Below are 20,641 nucleotides of genomic sequence, written 5' to 3' on the forward strand. Positions count from 1 at the left end.
GCGATCCGAGGGGCTTCGGGGACCGCCGCCGTGGAATGATGTCTGGACCGCGCGGCCGTGAACGCGCGGCTCATCCGATGCAGACCGAGACCCCCTCTCCGAGCCTCGACGAGACGACGCCACCCGAGCCAGGGGCGCCCGCGAGCCCGGACGCGTCCCCTCGCCGCGTGTTCTGGGGCCTGCGCGCCCGCATCCTCTTCTGGTCGATCGCGAGCCTCGCCGTGGCGGTTGTCGCCGGCGTCCTCGTGGTGCGTCAGGCCTCGCTCGTCCAACTGGACAACCGCATCAACGACGCGCTCGTGCAGGAAGCCGACGAGCTGCGAAGCCTGAGCGGGGGTCGCGACCCACTCACGGGCGAGCGGTTCAACGACGACGTCCGGCGGATCTTCGAGGTCTTCCTCGACCGCAACGTCCCGAACCGGAACGAGACCTACCTGGCGTTCGTCGACGGACGGCTGATCGCGCGCCGCGAGGCCGTGGCCCGGTCCTACGGGCTCACGGAGCAGGCGGATCTGATGGCTCGATGGGCCGGGCTCGAGACGTCGGATCGCGGTCGGATCGACACCGCGGCGGGCACGGTGGAGTACCTCGCCGTGCCGGTCGACGTCGCTGGCGATGTGCGCGGCGTCTTCGTGGTCGCGTACTTCCGCGATCTCGAGGCGGCCCAGGTGAGCAGCGCGGTGAACGGGGCGATCGAGGTCGGGCTGATCATCTTGCTGATCGGCTCGATTATCGCCTGGCGGATCGCCGAGAGCGTGCTGCGCCCGGTGCGTGCCGTGACGACGACCGCGAAGCGCATCACGACCGGGGCCGACCTCACCCAGCGGCTTCCCGTGATGGGGCGCGACGAGCTCGCCGAGCTGTCCTCGACGTTCAACGACATGCTCGACGACCTGGAAGAAGCCTTCGAGGCGCAGCAGCGGTTCGTCGACGACGCCGGTCACGAGCTCCGCACGCCGATCACGGTGATCCGCGGACACCTCGACCTGATGGGCGACGACCCCGAGGAGCGACGCGCGACCTTGGCGTTGATCGACGACGAGCTCGGACGGATGCATCGGATCGTGAACGATCTGCTGATCCTCGCGAAGGCGGAACGGGCCGACTTCCTGCGACTCGGACCGGTCGACCTCGCGGAGCTCACCGAAGAGGTACACGCGAAGGCCGAGGCCCTCGGCGACCGCGACTGGCGGCTGGGCGGCGTGGCGCGAGGCATCGTGATCGCGGACCGACAGCGCCTGACGCAGGCGGTGATGCAGCTGGCCCAGAACGCCGTGCAGCACACGGTGCCCGGCGACGCGATCGAGATCGGCTCGCGGGTGCTCGGCGGGGAGGCGGAGCTCTGGGTCCGCGACACGGGCGAGGGCATCGCCCCCGACGAGGTCGATCGCATCTTCGATCGGTTCGCGCGTGGCGGCCGCAGGCGGGCCTCCGACGGCGCCGGTCTCGGGCTGTCGATCGTGCGGGCGATCGCCGAGGCCCACCACGGGCGCGTCGGGGTCGAGAGCGAGCCCGGGCGGGGGAGCCGGTTCGCGATCGTCGTGCCCGTCGACCAGCCGCCGGGCGCGCCGGAGGCCGTCCCATGAGCCACCTCCTGATCGTGGAGGACGAGGAGCGGATCGCGTCGTTCCTCGACAAAGGGCTGCGCGCCAACGGCTTCACGACCGTCGTCGCCCCGACGGGGGAACAGGCGCTGGCGCAGCTGCGCACGGACCGCTTCGACCTGGTGATCCTCGACATCGGCCTGCCGGGCATCGGCGGCTATGAGGTGCTCCGCGATCTGCGATCCCGGGACCCGGGCATCCAGGTCGTCATGCTCACCGCCCGCGACGAGGTCGACGACACGGTGCACGGGCTCGAGGGAGGGGCCGACGACTACGTCACGAAGCCGTTCCGCTTCGAGGAGCTGCTCGCGCGCATCCGTGCCCGGCTGCGGAGCGAGCGCGCGACCACCTCGACCACGATCGAGGCCGGCGACTGCGTGTTGGACCTGCGCACCCGGCGGTTGCGGGTCGACGGCACGGAGGTCGAGCTCACCGCGCGGGAGTTCACCCTCGCCGAGACGTTCTTCAGCCATCCCGGACAGGTGATGAGCCGCGAACAACTGCTGAGCCGCGTCTGGGGGTTCGACTACGACCCGGGTTCGAACGTGGTCGACGTCTACGTGGGCTACCTGCGGAAGAAGCTCGGCAACGATCGCATCGCGACGGTGCGCGGCATGGGCTACCGCTTCGACCCCTAGCCCGCGCCCGCTGAGACCTCGGCCAGCACGTCGTCGGCGAGCGAGAGTCCCTTCAGCGTGTGCTCGATGTCGTAGCCGAAGCCGAACCGCAGGCCCTTCTTCAGGCCGAACATGTCGCCGGGCACGAGCAGCACGCTTCGCTCGGTCCGGATGCGCTCGGCGAGCGCGAAGCTCTTGATGGGCAGGTCGTACTTCGCGTACGCGATCGCCCCCGCGTCGGGGCGGTCCCAGGTGAAGACGTCGTCGTGGGTCCGGAGCCACCCCTCGAGCCGGGGGTAGTTGGCGCGCACGATCCCGCGGGTGCGGCCGAGGATCGCTTCGCGCACGTCGGGCAGCATCGCGAACGCGGCGAGCCGATCGCTCACCGCCGAGGGGGTGAGGGTCGTGTAGTCGTGGCGCTCCCAGATGCGGGCGATCATCTTTGGGGGCGCGATCGCCCAGCCGACCCGCAGCCCCGGCATCGCGAACGCCTTCGAGAGCCCGCTCGTGACGACCACCTTGTCGTAACGCCCGAAGAAGGTGGGCGAGGCGACGTCGGCCTCGAGCTCGGCGCCTCGGTAGATCTCGTCGGCGACGATCCAGGCGCCGACCCGGTCGGCGGCCCTCACGATCTCGTCCATCTCGGTCTCGGTGAGCACGTGCCCGGTCGGGTTGTTCGGGTTGCAGACCATCACGGCCTTGGTCCGTTTCGTGACCGCGTCGTGCAGTTGATCGACGTCGAGCTGCCACCCGTTCTCTCCGAGGCGCAGACGAACGCGGTCGCTCGCGCGCCCGAACACCGATCCGAGCCCCCATCCCTGCATGTAGTTCGGCACCATGAACGCGAGGCGATCGCCAGGTTCCAGTAACGCCCAGAGCGTGAGGAAGTTCGCCTCGGACCCGCCGTTGACCATCGTCACGTTCTCGGCGGTCGCCCCCGGGTACCAGGCGGCGACGTTCGCGCGCGTCTCCTCGGACCCCTCGGAGAGCGGGTAGCCGAGGGCCGTCGCGAGGAACGCCTCGGCGTCCGCCACCGGTCCGAGCAGCTCGCGGATCGTCATGGGGAGCACGCCCGACTCCGACAGGTCGTAGTCGACCTCGTGCCAGTGCAGGGACTGGTACCGCTCCATGCGGAACTGCTCGATCGTCATGGGTGAGCCTTTCGTCGGGGTCGCCCCGCGACCGTAGCACCAGGGGGCTGTGCGCCGCCGGGTAGGCTGCCGACCGTGGGTCGGGTCCGTATCCTCCGAGCCGACGACGTGCGAGCGGCGATCGACATGGCCGCGTGCATCGACGCCTGCGAGCGGGCATTCGTCGCCTACTCGTCGGGCGCCGCCGAGCTTCCCGGCGTGATCCACCTCGACGTGCCCGAGGCGCGGGGCGAGATCCACGTGAAGGCCGGGCACGTGCACGGCGCGCCGTACTACGCGGTGAAGGCCGCGAGCGGGTTCTACGGCCTCGAGCCGCCGGCGATCGACGGGCTCGTGATCGTCTTCAACGCGCGGGACGGATCGCCGGCGGCGTTCCTGCTCGACGGCGGCTACCTCACCGATCTGCGGACCGGGGCGGCGGGCGGTGTGGCGGCGCGCCACCTGGCGCCTCAGCGCGTCGAGCGGGTGGCGGTGATCGGCAACGGCGCCCAGGCGCGGTACCAGGTCGAGGCGCTCGCCGAGGTGAGGCCCGGCTTCGCCGAGGTGCGGGTCTGGGGACGGAACCCGGCGCACTCGCGCAGTGTCACCGACGACCTGCGGGCTCGCCTGGGAGATGGTTGCGTGGTCAACGGTCTCGCGTCCGTGCGCGAGGCGGTCGAGGGCGCCGACGTCGTCATCACGTGCACCGCCGCCCGTGAGCCGCTCGTCGACGCTTCGTGGCTCGCGCCCGGAGCGCACGTGACCGCGGTCGGATCCGACGGGGAAGGCAAGCAGGAGCTCGACCCGAAGATCCTGCGGCGCGCCGACGTGCTGGTGGTCGACTCGGCTGAACAATGCCTCACGCTCGGCGAGCTGCAACATGCCCCCGACCAGGCCGGCCGGGCGGTCGAGCTGGGGGCGGTCTGCGACGGCCGGGCCACAGGGCGCACGGGAGCCGGGCAGCTCAGCGTCTGCGACCTCACCGGCGTCGGCGTGCAGGACGTTGCCGCCGCGAACGCCGTGATGGGCGCCATCGGCGATCGGGGCGAGACGATCGAGCGATGACGGACCTGGCGGGCTCGTTCGACGAACTTCCGGCCGAAGAGCGCGTCGCCCGGCTGCGACGGCTCGCGGAGCGTGCCTTGGAGCGATACGACCTGCCGTCGCCGTCGCTCGAGCTGATCACCGAGGACTGGAACTGCGTGTTCCGCGTCGATGCCGCCGCCGGTTCGCGACACGTGCTGCGCGTGAGCTTGCCGGGTCGACGCACGCTCGACGAGGTCCGCGGCGAGATGGCGTGGCTCGCCGCGCTCGCCGCGGACGGATCGGTGTCGGTTCCCGCGCCGATGGCTGCCCGCGACGGATCGTTGGTCGTCGAGGAAGAGGCTCACGGAGTGCCCGAGGTGCGCATGGTCGCCGTGTTCTCGTGGATCGAAGGCGAGCAGCTGACGAGCGCGATGACCGAACGCAACATCGAGGCGTACGGCGAGGTGTCGGCCAGGCTCCACGCGCACGCCGCCGGGTTCGAGCCTCCGCCGGGCATGAAGACCTGGGATTCCCCGTATCCCTTCCTCGAGCCCGAGGTGCTGTTCGATGCCGAGCATCGTGCGACGCTCGGGGTGACCGGCGTCGCGGCCTTCGAGCGGGCACGGGCGGCGACGGGCGAGGCGATCGAGCGCCTGACCGGTGTCGAGCCGCCTCGCATGATCCACGCCGACCTGCACGAAGACAACGCGTTCGTGCGCCAGGACGGCGCGATCGCCGTGCTCGACTTCGACGACTGCATGGTCGGCTGGCCCGTCCAGGATCTCGGTATCACCGTGTTCACGATCGCGCACCTCGATGACTTCGAAGTGCTCGAACGGGCGCTGCGGCGCGGTTACGAGCGTGTCGCCCCCTGGCCGGAACGGGTGCCAGGCGAGGTGCGTGTGTTCGCCGCGGACCGATGCCTGATGCTCTCGAACTACATCGTGCAGGACCACGACCCTGCCTACCTGGCCGAGGCGGAGACTTGGGTTCGCCGGTGGGCGGCGAGGATCGATCAGCTCCTGGATTGACGGTGCTCAACCGGCGAGCCTCGCGAGGATCCCGTCGTGCACGGATCCGTTCGACGACACGACGCTGCCGAGGTGGCGCGTCGGCGACCCGTCGAGCTGGGTGACGCGGCCCCCGGCTTCCTCGACGACGATCTGGAACGCGGCGTAGTCCCAGATGTTCAGCTCGGGCTCGATCATCGCCTCGCCGGCGCCGCGGGCGACCAGCGTATGCCCCCAGAAGTCGCCGAAGCCCCGGGAGCGGGGGGCGGCGGCGAGCAGATCGACGAGGCGGCGCCGGGAGCCGTCGGGCCAGGCCTCGAGGCCTGCGTGGAAGACCTGCGCCTCGTCGAGGCGGTCGATGTCGCTGACCGAGATACGCCGCCCGTTCATGCGAGCGCCCGCGCCGCGCACGGCCTCGTATCGCTCGCCGATCGCCGGAGCGCTCACGACCCCGAGCACGATCTCGCCGTCGACCTGCAGCGCGATCAGCGTGGCCCAGAGCGGGATGCCCCGAGCGTAGTTCGCGGTGGCGTCGATCGGGTCGACGATCCAGACGCGGCCGGTCTTGCGGTCGCCGCCGCCTTCCTCTTCACCGAGCACGTGGTCGTCGGGGAACGCCGCCGCGACCTGCTCGCGCACCATCGTTTCGATCGACGTGTCGGCCTGGGTCACGACCGTCCGGTCGGCCTTGTGGCGGACCTCGAGACCATCGCCCAGGAAGAGTCCCATGCCGATGTCGGCGGCCCGGTCGGCAAGCCCGTTCGCGAACGCCCGCTCGTGCTCGAACATCTCCCGAGCCTATCGGCCGACGCGGGCGCCAGGTCCTGGACCTTCGGCCGAGGACCGCTCGAAACGATCTCGGGTAGCCTGACGGGACGTATGCAGACGACCGTCGAGAACACCGAGAAGCACACCGTCAAGCTCACCGTCGAGATCCCGCCCGACGAGTACTCGAAGGAGCTCGACGCCACGTACAAGAGCATCGCGAACCAGGTCAAGATCCCCGGGTTCCGCAAGGGCAAGGTGCCCAAGCAGATCATCGACGCCCAGATCGGCCGGGAGGTCGTGCGCGACGAGTTCCTGGGGCACGCCGTGCCTCAGTACTACCGGCAGGCGATGTCCGATCGGGACCTCGCGCCGATCGCCGACCCCGAGATCGACCTCGAGGGGTTCGCCGACGACGCACCGCTCGTGTTCACCGCCACCGTCGAGGTCCGGCCCCGGCTCGAGCTGACCGAGAGCGACTACTCGGGCTTGACGGTGACGAAGCCGAGCGTCGAGGTCGCCGAGTCCGACGTCGACGAATGGATCGAACGTCTGCGGGAACGGTTCGCCGAGCTCGAGCCCGCTGACCGGCCGGTGATCGACGGCGACTTCGTCACGGTCGACGTGAAGGCGCTCGCCGGCGACGAGGAGATCGACGGCCTCACCCGGAGCGACTACCTCTACTTCGTGGGATCGGGTGAGTTCGGGCAGGCTCTCGACGAGCAGCTGATCGGCACGACGCCGGGCGAGATCCTGAAGGTCTCCGAGGAGATGGGTCCGGGGTTGGGTGAGGCGCTCGCGGGCACGACGGCCGACCTCACGGTGCTCGTCAAGGACGTGAAGGCCCGCAAGCTGCCCCAGGCGGACGACGACTTCGCGAAGACCGCGTCGGAGTTCGACACGATCGACCAGCTCCGCGACGACCTGCGCACTCGGCTGGGCGAGATGAAGGAACGCGAGGCCACGGCGGCGGTCCGCGACCGCGTGCTCGACGCGATGATCGACTCGATCGACGTCGACATCCCCGACACGCTGATCGACGACGAGACCGAGCACCGCGTCGCCCACGCCGGCGAGCGCGCGCAGCGGGCCGGTCTGACCCTCGACGACCTGCTCGACGCCCAGGGGTGGGACGAGTCCCGGCTCCGAGAGGACTCACGGGACCATGCGATCCGCGCGATCAAGGCCGACCTGGCGCTCGAGGGCGTCGCGAGGGCCGAGAAGATCGAGGTCACGGCCGACGAGCTGGGCACCGAGATCACCTCCCTCGCAGAGGCATACGGCCGTGACTCGAAGGAGCTCGCGAAGCAGCTCGAACGCTCCGGGCAGATCGTGACGCTGGCCGGGGATATCATCAGAGGTAAGGCCCTCGATCTCCTGGTCGAGCGTGCCGACATCGAACCCGAATCACCGGAAGGAACCGACGGGACCGCCGAGGCCGAGCCGGGCGACGACGATCTCGGAGCCGAGACCGAGACCTCCGACGACACCGAGGAGAAGCCATGACCGAGATGCGATCGAACATCACCGCCAACGACTACCTGGTGCCCGTGGTCGTGGAACAGACGAGCCGTGGAGAGCGCTCGTTCGACATCTACTCGCGCCTGCTGAAGGAGCGCATCGTCTTCCTCGGCACCCCGATCGACGACAACGTCGGCAACCTGATCATGGCGCAGCTGTTGCACCTCGAGAGCGAGGACCCCGACAAAGACATCCACCTGTACATCAACTCGCCGGGCGGGGTCATCACGTCCCTGTTCGCGATCTACGACACGATGCAGTACATCAAGCCCGACGTGTCCACGATCGTCATGGGGCAGGCCGCGAGCGCGGCGGCCGTGCTGCTGCTCGCCGGGGCCCCGGGCAAGCGCTTCGCGCTCCCGCACTCCCGCGTCCTGCTGCACCAGCCGCACGGCGGTGCCGAGGGCCAGGCCGTCGACATCGAGATCCAGGCCAAGGAGATCATCCGCTCGCGCGAGCTGCTCGACCGACTGATCGCCCAGCACACCGGCCAGGACCTCGCGAAGGTCACGAAGGACACAGACCGCGACTTCATCCTGACGGCCGACGAGGCCAAGGAGTACGGCGTGATCGACGAGATCATCACCACGCGCGGCATCGCCGAACTTGCTTCCGCAGGGGTCGGCGCCGTGTGATGATTCCGCAGGCGCACGTCGGCCGGGTCGCCAGACCCGGCCGTTCGGTCCGTCGGAGAGGGAAGAGAGGCTGATGGCGAAGTTCGGAGATTCCGACCTGCTGAAGTGCTCCTTCTGCGGGAAGAGCCAGAAGCAGGTCAAGAAGCTGATCGCCGGGCCCGGGGTCTACATCTGCGACGAGTGCATCGAGCTCTGCAACGAGATCATCGAGGAAGAGCTCTCCGAGACGACCGAGCTGAAGCTCGACGAGCTGCCCAAGCCGCAGGAGATCTTCGCGTTCCTCGACGAGTACGTGGTCGACCAGGAGCGCGCGAAGAAGGTGCTCTCGGTCGCCGTCTACAACCACTACAAGCGCATCCAGGTCGGGGCCAAGACCGACGAGGTCGAGCTGCAGAAGTCCAACATCATGATCCTGGGCCCGACCGGGTGCGGCAAGACGTACCTCGCCCAGACCCTCGCACGCATGCTCAACGTGCCGTTCGCGATCGCCGACGCCACCGCGCTCACCGAGGCCGGGTACGTGGGCGAGGACGTCGAGAACATCCTGTTGAAGCTGATCCAGGCCGCCGACTACGACGTCAAGAAGGCCGAGACCGGCATCATCTACATCGACGAGATCGACAAGATCGCCCGCAAGAGCGAGAACCCGTCGATCACGCGCGACGTCTCCGGCGAGGGCGTGCAGCAGGCGCTGCTGAAGATCCTCGAGGGCACGCAGGCGAGCGTGCCGCCGCAGGGCGGGCGCAAGCACCCCCACCAGGAGTTCATCCAGATCGACACCACGAACGTGCTGTTCATCTGCGGCGGGGCGTTCGCCGGGCTCGACAAGATCATCGAGAGTCGCATCGGCCGCAAGGGCGTCGGGTTCGGCGCCGACGTCGTCTCGCGCGAGGACAAGGACATCGGGGAGCTGTTCGCACAGGTGCTGCCCGAGGACCTGCTGAAGTTCGGGCTGATCCCCGAGTTCGTCGGACGCCTGCCCGTGATCACGAGCGTCGACAACCTCGATGAGGACGCGCTCGTCGACATCCTCACGAAGCCGAAGAACGCGCTCGTCCGCCAGTACCAGCGGTTCTTCGAGTTCGACGGGGTCGAGCTGGAGTTCAAGGATGACGCCCTGCGGGCGATCAGCGAGCAGGCGATCATGCGGGGCACCGGCGCGCGGGGCCTGCGGGCGATCATGGAAGAGGTCCTGCTCAACGTGATGTACGAGCTGCCCTCGCGCGAGGACGTCACGAAGTGCCTCGTCGACAAGGACGTCGTGCTCACGGGCGTGAACCCCACCTTGGTGCCGCACGCGAAGTCCACGAAGAAGCGCAGCGAGCGCCAGGAGAAGACCGCCTAGCCCGCAGTGCATCGCTCCGTTTCCCCACACCAGATGCTGGAAGTCGGGATCCAGGCGTTCCATGATTCCGCCGTGGGGCAGCGAGCCCCGCTGAGCGAAACGGGGGGGATCCGATGGAACCTGATATCCGGCGCGAGGCGACCGGCTTCGCCAGGAACTGGTGGTTGTTCCTGATCACGGGCGTCGCGTGGTTGATGATCGGCGTGTTGGTGCTCCGATTCAATGTCACGTCGGTCGCGACCGTGGGCATCTTGCTTGGTGTGATGTTCCTGGGCGCCGCGATCAACGAGTTCCTTGCATCGACGACCGTCAGCGGCGGGTGGAAGTTCGTCCACATCGCCCTCGGCGTGCTGTTCGTCCTCGGGTCGCTCTGGGGCTTCATCCGGCCGATCGATACGACCTTCGCTCTGGCCTCGGTCCTGGGCTTCCTGCTGGTGCTGATGGGATCGATGCACGTGATCGGCGCCGTGCTGTCACGCGAGGGCAACCCGCTGTGGTGGCTGGGCCTCACGGTCGGCATCCTCGAGATCCTGCTGGCGATGTGGGTGTCGCAGCAGTACTACGACGCGCGCATCGCGCTGATCCTGATCTGGGTCGGCTTCATGGCGATCTTCCGCGGCATCGCCGAGATCGTGATGGCGTTCGAACTGCACCACGCGAAGAAGTCGTTGGAGACTGCCGCCTGAGCCGCACATCGATCCGGCCGCTCGCATCCGCGGCGGCGCTCTGCCTCGCGCTGGCGGGATGCGCGGATCGCGACTCCTCGGGTGAGGGCGACGGTTCGGAGCCAGACATCGTCGGCGTGACCTGGATCCTCGAGACGGCCTCGATCGAGGCCCTGATCGGGGAGGTCGTGCCCGACGCGACGCGGGTCACGATCCGGTTCGAACCGGACGGCAGCGCCGGCGGCTCCGCGGGCTGCAACAGCTTCGGGGGTTCGTACTCGGCCGGCGACGACGGCTCGCTCACGATCGAGGCCGGGGGCATGACCCAGATGGCCTGCGAGGAGCCGCTGATGCAGGTGGAGGCCGCGTACGTGGCCGCGCTCGGTGAGGTGGCCTCGTTCACCGTGACCGACGACGGAGCCGGGCTCCTGCTCGAGGGGACCGAGACGCCCCTCGCCTACCTCGCGGAGCAGCCCCTGCCGCTCGAGGGCACCAGGTGGCGGGTCGACGGCATCGCGATCGGCGGCGATGCCGTCTCGTCCACGATCGCCGGTGCCGACGCAGACCTGATCTTCAAGGACGCACGCGTCAGCGGCACCGGCGGCTGCAACCGCCTCACCGGCGGATACACGACCGACGGCGACGCACTCTCGTTCGCGGAGATCGCACCGACGATGAAGCTGTGTGATCCGGCGGTGATGGACCAGGAGGCCGCGATCATCGCCGCCCTCGAGGCGACGGCGAGTTCGACGATCGAAGGCTCCACCCTCTCGCTTTCCGACGCGGACGGTGGGTTCTTGCTCTCGCTCACGGGCACGTGAGACGGACGGAGCCCGGCCGATGTCGGCCGGGCTCCGTCGCGATGCCGTTGCGGTGCGCTCAGTTCAGGAGAGCGCCTTCTTCTTCAAGGCCTCGTACTCCTCCTGGCTGATCGCGCCGGAGTCGAGCAGCTCCTTGGCCTTGGCGATCTCGCCGGAGGGGCCGGCGTCTGCGGCTGCCTTCTGCACGTACTGCTGGAAGTCGGCCTCGGCCGCCTTCTGCTGCGCGACGTCCCGCTGCGCCATGTCCTTGCCGTGCACGATCACGTAGATGAACAACGTGAGGAACGGCAGGAACAGCAGGGCGATCAGCCACACGGCCTTCATGCCGCCCGACATCGTGTGGTTGCGGAAGATGTCGAAGATGACCCGGAACAGGATCATCAGGTACGCGATCATGAAGAAGATCACGATCGTGGTCCACAGGATCTCGCCGAAATCGATCTCTGCGAGCAACGCGGTACTCCTTTCGGTCGGAGTGGTGCGGCCGGAAGCCTACTGCACCGGGCACGGGCGACGAAACACCGCTCGTTCGGGCGCCGTTCCGTACACTGCGCCCCATGAGCGTGCCCGAGAAGCCGTCGCTCGACGGTCTGGAGGCGAAGTGGGACGAGTGGTGGGAAGCCGCCGGCACGTACCACTTCGACCGGACGAAGACGAGGGACCTGGTCTTCGCGATCGACACCCCGCCACCCACGGCGAGCGGGTCGCTGCACATCGGCCACGTGATGTCCTACACGCACACCGACCTCGTGGCGCGCTACCGACGGATGCGCGGCGACGAGGTCTTCTACCCGATGGGCTGGGACGACAACGGCCTGCCCACCGAGCGCCGCGTCCAGAACTACTTCGGCGTCCGCTGCGATCCGTCGCTGCCGGCCGACCCCGCGTTCGACGTCTCGAGGCTGGAGCGCCCCGACGACGGCCCGGTCGCGGTCAGCCGGCCGAACTTCATCGAGCTCTGCGAACGCCTCACCACCGAGGACGAGAAGGCGTTCGAGGCGTTGTTCCGGCGGTTGGGGCTCTCGGTCGACTGGCGGCAGACCTACACGACGATCGGCGAGGTCTCCCGTCGTGCGTCGCAACGCGCGTTCCTGCGGCTCGTGCGCAGCGGGCTCGCCTACACGGCCGAGGCGCCCACGATGTGGGACGTCGACTTCCGGACCGCGGTCGCGCAGGCCGAGATCGAGGACCGCGAGGTCGCCGGCACCTACCATCGCGTGGCGTTCGACCTGGAGGGCGGCGGCGACCGTGTCGAGATCGAGACGTCGCGCCCGGAGCTGATCCCGGCCTGCGTCGCCCTCGTCGTGAACCCCGCCGACGACCGATTCGCATCTCTGGTGGGGAGGACCGCGCTCACGCCGGTCTTCCGCGTGCCGGTGCCGGTGGTCGCGCACGAGCTCGCCGACCCCGAGAAGGGGACGGGCGTCGCGCAGATCTGCACGTTCGGCGACGTCACCGACGTCGTCTGGTGGCGCGACCTCGGGCTGCCGGCCCGGGTGGTCGTGCGCCGCGACGGCACGCTCGCCGGCGGGCGGTTCGGGGAGCCCGGATGGGAGTCGCGCGATCCTGAGACGGCGAACGCCGCGATGGGTCAGCTCGAGGGCAAGGCCGCGAAGCAGGCGAGGAAGCAGATCGTCGAGCTGCTCCGCGAGGGCGGCTGGCTCGTCGGCGAGCCGGAGCCGGTGCAGCACGTCGTGAAGTTCTACGAGAAGGGCGACCGTCCGCTCGAGGTGATCTCGAGCCGTCAGTGGTTCGTGAAGACGCTCGAGTTCAAGGACGCCCTGCTCGAGCGCGGGCGCGAGATCGCCTGGCACCCGGGGTTCATGGGCTCGCGCTACGCGAGCTGGGTCGAGGGGCTGAACCAGGACTGGGCGGTCAGTCGCCAACGCTACTTCGGGGTGCCGTTCCCCGTGTGGTTCCCCCTCGACGAGGCCGGCGAGCCCGTGTACGACACACCGATCCTGCCCGAGGAAGCCGCCCTGCCGGTCGATCCGCTCGACGACGTGCCGCCCGGCTACACGGCCGACCTGCGCGGGGTGCCCGGGGGGTTCGCGGGCGACCCCGACGTGATGGACACGTGGGCGACCTCGTCGCTCTCGCCCCAGATCGCCGCGCGGTGGGAGGACGATCCCGACCTGTTCCAGCGGCTCTTCCCGATGGACCTGCGCCCGCAGGCCCACGACATCATCCGCACGTGGCTGTTCTACACGGTGCTCCGCGCCCATCTCGAGCACGACTCGCTGCCGTGGACGAACGCCGCGATCAGTGGGTTCGTGCTCGACCCCGACCGCAAGAAGATGTCCAAGTCCAAGGGGAACGTGGTCGTGCCGACCGAGGTCTTCGAGCGGCACTCGGCCGACGCCGTGCGCTACTGGGCGGCGAGCGCGCGACTCGGCTACGACGCCGCGATCGACGACCAGCAGATGAAGGTCGGCCGCCGCCTCGCGATCAAGATCCTCAACGCCTCGCGCTTCGTCCTGTCGATGGAGACCGCGCCCGGCGAGGTCGCCGAGCCGGTCGACCGGGCGATGCTCTCCACCCTCGCGTCGGTCGTGAGTAGGGCCACCGAGGCGTTCGATGCGTATGAGCACTCGAAGGCCCTCGACGTGGTCGAGCGGTTCTTCTGGGGATTCACCGACGACTACCTCGAACTCGTGAAGCAGCGCGCCTACGGCACCCACGGTCCGCAAGCCGCGGCCTCGGCGGTCGGCGCCCTGCGCGCCGCGCTCGACGTGCTGTTGCGGCTGTTCGCGCCCTTCCTGCCGTACGTGACCGAGGAGGTCTGGTCGTGGTGGCGCGAGGGGTCGGTGCACCGGGCGTCGTGGCCGGTCGCCATCGAGCTGGCCGACCCGGCCGGGGAAGACAGCGACCCAGCGATCTACGCGGTGGCTGCCGCCGTGCTGTCGGCCGTGCGCAAGGAGAAGGCGCTCGCCAAGGTGTCGTTGAAGACACCGGTCGACTCGGTCACCGTTCACGACACGCAGGACCGGCTGCGCCTGCTGAGCCGTGCGACCGCCGACCTGCGGGAGGCGGGCAACATCCGGGCTGTCGATCAGGCGGAGGCCGACACGTTCGCGGTCGAGACGGTGCTCGCGCCGCCCCCTGGCCCGGCATCGAGGGAGCCGCAGGACTGAGCCTCCGGATGGACTACGCGGCAGCGCTCTCCGCGCTCGAGGACCGCAAGGAGACGCGCATGGTGCCCGACCTGTCGCGCATCCTGGCGATCGCCACCTACCTGGACGATCCCCAGCTGTCGTACCCGACCATCCACGTCACGGGCACGAACGGCAAGGGCACGGCGGCGCGGGTGGCGACCGAGATCACGTGCGCCCACGGCCTCACGACGGGCCTGTACACGTCGCCGCACCTCGAGTCCGTGACCGAGCGGCTCTCGGTGTGTGGTGTCGACATCACCGAGGCGGAGTTCGCCGAGGAGTTCACGCACCTGCAGCCCTTCCTCGAGCTTGTCGACGACCAGGCTGACGATCGGGTGACCTACTTCGAGGCGCTGACCGCCCTCGCGTACCTCTGGTTCGCCGACAAGCCCGTCGCCCTCGGCGTGTTCGAGGTCGGCATGGGGGGCACGTGGGACGCCACGAACCTCGTCTCCAGCGACGTTGCCGTGGTCACCCCGATCGGGCTCGATCATCGCGAGCTCGGCGCGACCCTGACCGAGGTGGCGGGGGAGAAGGCCGGCATCGTGAAAGACGGGAAGGCCGTGATCGTCCGGGAACAGGATGACGAAGCGCTCGCGGTGTTGGAGGCTCGGTGCGATCAGGTCGGCGCGACGATGTCGCTCGAGTTCCGCGACTGGGAAGTCACCGAGCGACTGCAGGCCGTGGGCGGCCAGTCGTTCGCGGTCCGAGGAATGCGCGCTTCGTACGAGGAGCTCTTCCTGCCGCTGTTCGGCGAGCACGCCGTCCGCAACGCCGCCGCTGCGATCGCGGCGTGCGAGGCGTTGTTGGGCGAGGCGCTCGACGACGCGACGCTGCGGGAGGCGCTCGCCGGCGTGCGGTGGCCTGGACGTCTCGAGGTCGTCGCACGGCACCCGGCGATCGTGCTCGACGGCGCCCACAACCCCGCCGGTGCCGAGGCGCTCGCGGCTGCGCTGCGCGAGTTCTTCCTCTGGGATCGGCTGCACCTCGTGCTCTCGATCGGCGCGAGCAAGGACGTCGGCGGCATCGCCGCACAGCTCGCGCCGATCGCCGACGTCGCCTACGCGGCGCGCAACGAGAGCGAGCGCACGGGAGACGCCATCCCGATCGCCGAGGCGTTCGGCGCCGAGGGCAAGCCCGTCACGGTCCACGCCTCGGTGGCCGAGGCGCTCGACGCAGCGCGCGCGGCGGCAGCGCAGGGCGACCTCATCTGCGTGACCGGCTCTCTGTACACTGTCGCCGACGCCCGCCGGGCGCTCGGCCTGACCACCTGAGCTCCGCGCCGGCCTCCGTGCCCGGCTCGACCCCGAGGAGACCGACGAACCACATGGCGACCGAATCCACCCTGTTGATCGTGAAGCCCGACGGCGTTCGGCGGGGCCTCGTGGGCGAGGTGCTCCGCCGCGTTGAAGGCAAGGGGCTCACGTTCGAGGAGATGCGCCTGTTCTCGATCCCTCGCGCCACCGCGGAGCAGCACTACGGCGAGCACCGGGACAAGGCCTTCTTCGACGAGCTGGTCGACTTCATCACGGGGGGACCGGTGGTCGTGGCGAAGGTCACCGGCGACGACGCCATCACCTGCTGGCGCACCCTGATGGGGCCGACGAACCCCGTCGAGGCACCCCCGGGATCGATCCGCGGCGACTTCGCCACCGAGATCGGCGAGAACATCGTGCACGGCAGCGACTCGCCGGAGTCAGCCGAGCGAGAGCTCGCGCTGTTCTTCGGGGAGTAGCGGTCGCCGGAGGCCCTGGATGACCGGCCTGCAGCAGGCCTTCGACCGGATCGGGGCCTCGCTCGAGCATCACCTGGAGTCCTCGCACGCCGCCGGGGCGGCCCTCGCCATCACCGACCGCGAGGAGATCCTCGGGGTCGCGGTCCGCGGTCTGGCCGACGTGGCCGCCGGTATGCCGGTGCGACCCGAGACCCGGTTCCAGATCGGGTCGATCTCGAAGTCGTTCACCGGCATCGTCGCGGTGCAGGAGGCCGACGCCGGCCGCCTCGACCTGCACGTCAGCGTGAACGAGATCCTGCCGTGGCTCGACCTCCCGGAACCGTTCGGACCGATCACCCTGCACCACCTGATGCAGCACACGTCGGGCCTCGCGATCGGGACCGAGGACGCTCCCACGCTCCACGGCGCGCTCTGGCTCGCGCGGCAGCATCCGCCCACGACGGCGCCTGGGGAGCGGTACTGGTACTCGAACGACGCATGGAAGATCGTCGGCGCCTGCCTCGAGCGGGTCACGGGCTCCACGATCGACGAGCTGGTCGCCGAGCGCCTCTTCGGCCCGCTCGGCATGCGCGACTCCGTCGCCCGCATCACCGAGCAGGAGTACCTGACGACCGCCGTGGGGTACGAGCCGACCCTCTGGGACCGGCCGCCGCAGTTGCGCCACACCCTCTCGCCCGCCCAGCGCATCGTCTCGAGCACCGCCGACGGCTCGATCACGTCCAACGTCATCGACATGGCGGCCTACGCGCGGCTGCTCTTGGCACGGGGCGACGTTCACGACGGGCGGGGCGGGCGCATCATGACCGAGGCGATGTTCTCGGCGCTCACCGACGGCGGGACCGACGATGGCGAGGGCGGTCGCTACGCCTACGGCCTGTGGCAGGAGGACGTCGACGGTCATCGGTGGATCGCGCACACCGGCGGCATGGTCGGATACACGGCGCTGCTCGCCGTCTCGCCCGACGAGGGCCTGGGCGTCGTGATCCTTCAGAACGGCGGCGGCGGCAAGAACTCGGTTGCCGCGTACGCCCTCGCGGCGGCGCGCGCCAGCCTCGCGGGCACCGAGCTCCCGCCGACCTGGGCCCCGCCCGCCCCCACCGCGATCGGGAACGCCGAGGAGTACGTCGGCCGGTACCTCGGCGAGGACGGACGGGTGCTGGTGCTCGCCGCCGTCGAGGACGGCCTGGCCGTCACGCTCGGGCCGCTCACCGTGCGCCTCGAGCGCGACCCGCTCGAGCCCGAGCCGGTGGATGCGTTCCTCGTCGCCCATGACGCGCTCGATCGCTTCGCCCTGGAGTTCGGTCGGGACGACGAGGGCCACGTCGTCGAGGCCTTCCACGGAGCGACCTGGTTCCGGCGTGAGGGGGTCGCGTTCTCCGAACCCGCCGACCTGCCCGAGGCTCTCCGTGGCGCGCCAGGCCTCTACCGCAACAACGACCCGTGGGCTCCCGTGCTCCGTATCCTCGCGCGCAAGGGCGAGCTCGTGCTGCAGTGGCCGTACGAGGTAGCGGGCGCGATCGACAGCAGGACCCTGATCCCGCTCGGCGACGGGTGGTTCGCCGTGGGCGCCGAGAGGGATCCGCGACGGATCCGGTTCCTCGGCGATGTCGATGGGAAGGCCGTCGTGGCCGAGTACAACGGAGGTCGCTGGTACCGCTCGTTCGAGGAGTAGACCGAACGAGCGGGGGCCCCGCTCGGTCATCCGTTGCACGTATCCCCGATACGCACGACGGGTGGCGCGTTCAGCCCTCCATCGATCTACGGTTCGTGCAGGCCCGACCGCCTTGCCGGCCGGGCCGCACCCTGACGTGGGTCGAGGTACGGACCATCCGACATGCACAAGGAGCGGGAACGGTGAGGATCTTCAAGAAGGCGTCGGCATGGGTGATGTGCTCGGTCGCGCTGGTTGTCGGGGGCGTGCTCCCGACGCTGCCGGCGCGAGCTTCGATCTCTCAGCCCGCGGTGGTGTCGGAGAATCCGGCCGACACCACCCCCCACATCGTCCTCAGCGACACATCGTTTGACGTGCGCGCCTACGCGCAGGTCGGAAGCACCATCTATGCCGGCGGCAAGTTCAGAGAGGTGCAGGACCCGGCCAGGACGACCACGTACGCAAGGCAGAACTTCGTCGCCTTCGACAGCGAGACGGGGGTCATCTCACCGCTCGACCTGTCGTTCGACGGGACGGTGGGCGCGATCGAGGCGACCGCCGACGGGACCGCGCTTTTCATCGCGGGCGCCTTCACGAAGGTCAACGGGATCACCCGGCGGGGGATCCTCAAGTACGACCTGGTCAACGATCGGATCGATCCGACCTTCGCGCCGACGGGCATGCGAACGGTGAACGACGTCGTGCTCGCCAACGGCGCCCTCATCGCGGCGGGGAACTTCACGAAGAAGGTGATGGCGATGAACCCGACGACCGGCGCAGACACGGGCGCCATCAACATCACGGTCGCCGGGACGGTCAACCCCGACGACGACGTCAGGGTCCGACACATCGCGGTCTCCCCCGACGGCACCCGGTTGGTGGCCACGGGCAACTTCGTCACGGTCAACGGCCTGGCCCGCAGACGCGCCTTCATGTTGAACCTCGGCGCCACCGCGACGCTCAGCACCTGGTACGCGCCCCGCTTCGCCGCGAACTGCCCGGCGGGCGGCAGCCGGCGGGAATGGGCCCAGGGCGTGGACTTCTCCCCCGATGGCTCCTACTTCGTGATCGTCACCACCGGGGGGCCGAACGGCACCACGACCGGTATGTGTGATGCCGCCGGCCGCTTCGAAACCGCGAACGTGAGCTCGACAGCTGCACCCACGTGGATCAACTGGACCGGTGGCGACACCCTCTACAGCGTGGCGATCACAGGACCCGCCGTGTACGTCGGCGGCCACCAACGCTGGCTGGACAATCCACTGGGCAGAGACTCGGCCGGTGCAGGCGCGGTCTCCCGCCCGGGCATCGGCGCGATCCACCCGGTGACCGGCATGGCCCTCCCGTGGAACCCCACCAAGTCCCGCGAACACGGCACCATGGTCCTGGAAGCCACCCCACAGGGGCTGTGGGTCGGTAGCGACGGCTCCATGTTCGGGCGTGAGGAGCACGCCGGGGTCGGCTTCGCGCCACTGGATCCCGGGCCCACGCCCGACACGACCCGGCCGAACACGATCATCGACTCGGGTCCGTCGGGTTCCGTGGTCGACACGTCGGCCACCTTCGGCTTCTCGGCCAGCGAGCCGTCGACGTTCATGTGCCGCCTCGACGGCGGGGCGTTCGCCCCGTGCACGTCTCCGGTGAGCTACGCCGGACTGACCACCGGCTCACACACCTTCCAGGTCGCCGCCACCGACGGCAGCTACAACGTCGACGCGAGCCCCGCGGAGCGGAGCTGGACCGTGCTCGACGCTGGGAGCGACCTGATCGGGAACCCGGGGTTCGAGGTCGACACATCCGGTTGGAAGGGGGATGCGTCGACGAACACGCTGAGCCGGGTCGCGGGCGGGCACTCGGGCGGTTGGGCCGCGGAGGTCTCGAACTCCCAGGCCGGCGCGAACTGCGGCCTCGACGACCAGCCGAGCTGGGTGGGCTTGACGCAGACCGGTGCCTACTCCGCGAGCATCTGGGCCCGATCGGACACCCCCGGGCAGACGCTCAGGCTGCGCATGCGCGAGTTCGTGGGCGGTTCGCTGCAAGGGTCGGTCTCGCAGACGATCGACCTGACCTCGTCATGGCAGCAGGTGTCGGTGGTCTACATACCGGTCGCGCCGGGATCGTCGAGCCTCGACTTCGAGGCGTTCACATCCAACGCACCCGTCGGCGTGTGCATGCAGGCCGACGATGCATCCATCAAGCTGAACCAGCCCGACACGACCCTTCCCGACACGTTCATCGACTCGGGTCCGTCGGGCTCGGTCGCCGACACATCGGCCACCTTCGGCTTCTCGGCCGACGAGCCGTCGACGTTCCAGTGCCGCCTCGACGGCGGGGCGTTCGCCCCGTGCACGTCACCGACGGCCTACACGAACCTGACCGCCGGCTCGCACACCTTCCAGGTCGCCGCGACCGACGGCTCCGGCAACGTCGACGCGAGTCCGGCGGAGCGGAGCTGGACGGTGGTCACAGAACTGGTCGGGAACCCGGGGTTCGAGGTGGACATGTCCGGTTGGAAGGGCGAGGTGTCGACGAACACGCTGAGCCGGGTCGCGGGCGGGCACTCTGGCGGCTGGGCCGCGCAGGTCTCGAACACCGTCGCCGGCGCGAGCTGCGGGCTCGACGACAAGCCGAGCTGGGTGAGCGTGACGCAGGCCGGTGCCTACACCGCGAGCATCTGGGCTCGCTCGGACACCCCGGGGCTGACGCTCAAACTGCGCGTGCGCGAGTACGTGGGCGGCGTGCTGCAGGGGTCGGTTGTGCAGTCGATGGCCCTGACCTCGTCGTGGCAGCAGGTGTCGGCTTCCTACACACCGGTCGCGCCGGGATCGTCGAGCCTCGACTTCGAGGCGTTCACGTCCAACGCACCCCTCGGCGTGTGCATGCAGGGGGACGACGCCTCGATCATCCACTGAGCCGTGAGCCGCTCCCACCCACAAGGGGTGGGAGCGGCGTCACGAACCC

General features: G+C 69.5%; 17 protein-coding genes. 14 read left to right on the plus strand and 3 right to left on the minus strand.

Annotation, left to right across the window (positions count from 1 at the left end; genetic code table 11):
* The first annotated feature begins 77 nt into the window (after positions 1-77).
* Positions 78-1,586, plus strand: a complete 1,509-nt coding sequence (locus tag VFI59_15480; GenBank protein ID HET6715094.1) for a HAMP domain-containing sensor histidine kinase — start codon at positions 78-80, stop codon at positions 1,584-1,586.
* Entirely contained in the window at positions 1,583-2,242 is a 660-nt protein-coding gene (locus tag VFI59_15485; protein HET6715095.1) for a response regulator transcription factor, read from the plus strand. Before VFI59_15480 ends, VFI59_15485 begins: the two co-directional genes overlap by 4 nt.
* Here the strand turns inward: VFI59_15485 and VFI59_15490 are convergent.
* Entirely contained in the window at positions 2,239-3,372 is a 1,134-nt protein-coding gene (locus VFI59_15490) for an aminotransferase class I/II-fold pyridoxal phosphate-dependent enzyme (GenBank protein ID HET6715096.1), read from the minus strand. The two genes, VFI59_15485 and VFI59_15490, sit on opposite strands and share 4 nt — an antisense overlap.
* Positions 3,373-3,447: 75 nt before the next feature.
* Between VFI59_15490 and VFI59_15495 the strand changes: the two genes are divergently transcribed.
* Both VFI59_15495 and VFI59_15500 read left to right on the plus strand, forming a co-directional pair.
* The gene (locus VFI59_15495; protein ID HET6715097.1) at positions 3,448-4,416 is read left to right on the plus strand and encodes an ornithine cyclodeaminase family protein; all 969 of its coding nucleotides are present in this window, start codon (positions 3,448-3,450) and stop codon (positions 4,414-4,416) included.
* Positions 4,413-5,408, plus strand: a complete 996-nt coding sequence (locus VFI59_15500; GenBank protein ID HET6715098.1) for a phosphotransferase — start codon at positions 4,413-4,415, stop codon at positions 5,406-5,408. The genes VFI59_15495 and VFI59_15500 overlap by 4 nt, the downstream gene beginning before the upstream one ends.
* 6 nt (positions 5,409-5,414) lie before the next feature.
* On the opposite strand, the gene VFI59_15505 is transcribed toward VFI59_15500, so the two are convergent.
* On the minus strand, positions 5,415-6,176 hold the full coding sequence (locus tag VFI59_15505; protein HET6715099.1) for an inositol monophosphatase family protein: 762 nt from the start codon (positions 6,174-6,176) through the stop codon (positions 5,415-5,417).
* Positions 6,177-6,266: 90 nt separating this feature from the next.
* Here VFI59_15505 and tig point away from each other — a divergent pair, with 90 nt between their 5' ends.
* The 5 genes from tig (at position 6,267) to VFI59_15530 (ending at position 11,139) form a co-directional block, all read left to right on the plus strand.
* The gene (gene tig / locus VFI59_15510) at positions 6,267-7,658 is read left to right on the plus strand and encodes a trigger factor (protein ID HET6715100.1); all 1,392 of its coding nucleotides are present in this window, start codon (positions 6,267-6,269) and stop codon (positions 7,656-7,658) included.
* Positions 7,655-8,308, plus strand: coding sequence for an ATP-dependent Clp protease proteolytic subunit (locus VFI59_15515; protein HET6715101.1), 654 nt, complete (start codon positions 7,655-7,657; stop codon positions 8,306-8,308). The genes tig and VFI59_15515 overlap by 4 nt, the downstream gene beginning before the upstream one ends.
* Positions 8,309-8,381: 73 nt before the next feature.
* On the plus strand, positions 8,382-9,653 hold the full coding sequence (gene clpX / locus VFI59_15520; protein ID HET6715102.1) for an ATP-dependent Clp protease ATP-binding subunit ClpX: 1,272 nt from the start codon (positions 8,382-8,384) through the stop codon (positions 9,651-9,653).
* Positions 9,654-9,766: 113 nt separating this feature from the next.
* Positions 9,767-10,339, plus strand: a complete 573-nt coding sequence (locus VFI59_15525; protein ID HET6715103.1) for a DUF308 domain-containing protein — start codon at positions 9,767-9,769, stop codon at positions 10,337-10,339.
* Positions 10,340-10,455: 116 nt separating this feature from the next.
* Entirely contained in the window at positions 10,456-11,139 is a 684-nt protein-coding gene (locus VFI59_15530) for an META domain-containing protein (GenBank protein ID HET6715104.1), read from the plus strand.
* A 63-nt stretch (positions 11,140-11,202) separates the two neighbouring features.
* On the opposite strand, the gene VFI59_15535 is transcribed toward VFI59_15530, so the two are convergent.
* Positions 11,203-11,592 (minus strand): SHOCT domain-containing protein, encoded by a 390-nt coding sequence (locus VFI59_15535; protein HET6715105.1) that lies wholly within the window; start codon positions 11,590-11,592, stop codon positions 11,203-11,205.
* A gap of 104 nt (positions 11,593-11,696) precedes the next feature.
* Here VFI59_15535 and valS point away from each other — a divergent pair, with 104 nt between their 5' ends.
* The 5 genes from valS to VFI59_15560 all read left to right on the plus strand — a co-directional run bounded on the left by valS (position 11,697) and on the right by VFI59_15560 (position 20,592).
* Positions 11,697-14,273, plus strand: a complete 2,577-nt coding sequence (valS, locus tag VFI59_15540) for a valine--tRNA ligase (GenBank protein ID HET6715106.1) — start codon at positions 11,697-11,699, stop codon at positions 14,271-14,273.
* An 8-nt stretch (positions 14,274-14,281) separates the two neighbouring features.
* Positions 14,282-15,568 carry a Mur ligase family protein gene (locus VFI59_15545; protein ID HET6715107.1) on the plus strand — a complete coding sequence of 429 codons (1,287 nt, stop codon included), beginning with the start codon at positions 14,282-14,284 and terminating at the stop codon, positions 15,566-15,568.
* Positions 15,569-15,621: 53 nt separating this feature from the next.
* Positions 15,622-16,029, plus strand: a complete 408-nt coding sequence (ndk, locus tag VFI59_15550) for a nucleoside-diphosphate kinase (GenBank protein HET6715108.1) — start codon at positions 15,622-15,624, stop codon at positions 16,027-16,029.
* Positions 16,030-16,048: 19 nt separating this feature from the next.
* A complete protein-coding gene (locus VFI59_15555) occupies positions 16,049-17,701 on the plus strand; it encodes a serine hydrolase domain-containing protein (protein HET6715109.1) in 1,653 nt (550 codons plus the stop codon).
* A gap of 182 nt (positions 17,702-17,883) precedes the next feature.
* Positions 17,884-20,592, plus strand: coding sequence for a carbohydrate binding domain-containing protein (locus VFI59_15560; GenBank protein HET6715110.1), 2,709 nt, complete (start codon positions 17,884-17,886; stop codon positions 20,590-20,592).
* The last annotated feature ends 49 nt before the right edge of the window (positions 20,593-20,641 follow it).

The sequence above is a fragment of the Actinomycetota bacterium genome (assembly GCA_035697485.1).
Taxonomy (GTDB): domain Bacteria; phylum Actinomycetota; class UBA4738; order UBA4738; family HRBIN12; genus JAOUEA01.